The organism is Natrinema salsiterrestre, from assembly GCF_029502005.1.
Lineage (GTDB): Archaea > Halobacteriota > Halobacteria > Halobacteriales > Natrialbaceae > Natrinema > Natrinema salsiterrestre.
Genome location: NZ_JAMQOT010000027.1, coordinates 1 through 697, shown reverse-complemented (window position 1 = coordinate 697; position 697 = coordinate 1). Strand labels below are relative to the sequence as shown.

At 49.8% G+C, this 697-nt stretch carries 1 protein-coding gene; it reads right to left on the bottom strand.

Features of this window, described 5'->3' with window-relative positions:
- Positions 1 to 8: 8 nt before the first annotated feature.
- Positions 9 to 644 (bottom strand): IS6 family transposase, encoded by a 636-nt coding sequence (locus tag NDI89_RS23810; RefSeq protein WP_277525412.1) that lies wholly within the window; start codon positions 642 to 644, stop codon positions 9 to 11.
- Between the last annotated feature and the right edge of the window lie 53 nt (positions 645 to 697).

Genomic DNA, 697 nt, shown 5'->3' with positions numbered 1-697 from the left:
GGTCGTGTTTAGTTTGTAGCATTGTGCCAGACGGCGAAGGCTTGGAGCCACGATTCGGCTGTTGACGGTTTTGCGTGACTAAAACAGTTTGAGAACGAAGAGGTACGACGTTTAATCTCTCTAAAGACACGTTCAGCAGCGTTCCGATTTCCATGTTTTTCGTATCGAAATCGGAGCCCAGTTCGACGGAGTGCAGTTTGCAGATGCTTTGCTCCATCGACGAGAAACACGGCATCGTCGAGATTATGTTTCTCAGCGAGTTCCTGCAGGAACCGTTCCGTCAACACAGTCGTAGTCGTCGAATACAGCCGGATATGGAGAATTTTGTTTGTCTCTGGATCAACAGCAGTGTACAGCCAGTAGCGATATTCGTCAAGTTGAATCACCGTCTCGTCGAGCGCAATGTGATTCGGATTCTCGTCAACAGCTGGCTGTAGATCGCACTTGTGGACCCAATCATGAACGGCTTTTCGACTGCGTTCGACACCGAACTTCTCTAATTCTCGAACGGTATTCGAAAATGAGAGACCAGCGAGATGAAGTCGAATACCGAGCTCCATCAGTTGACGCGGTGTCCGCTCTCGCTCCACAAAACTCAAATCGATCCAGTCGCTACACCCACTGAGGCGGCTGATTTTTGGCATAGAGCACCACAAAATCGTGCCGCCTCACTTTTCACGCTTAACGAAACAGCGCC

What these genes read in the sequence shown, in the direction of transcription:
- NDI89_RS23810 (WP_277525412.1), bottom strand. Translation starts at nt 644, where the DNA reads ATGCCAAAAATCAGCCGCCTCAGTGGGTGTAGCGACTGGATCGATTTG.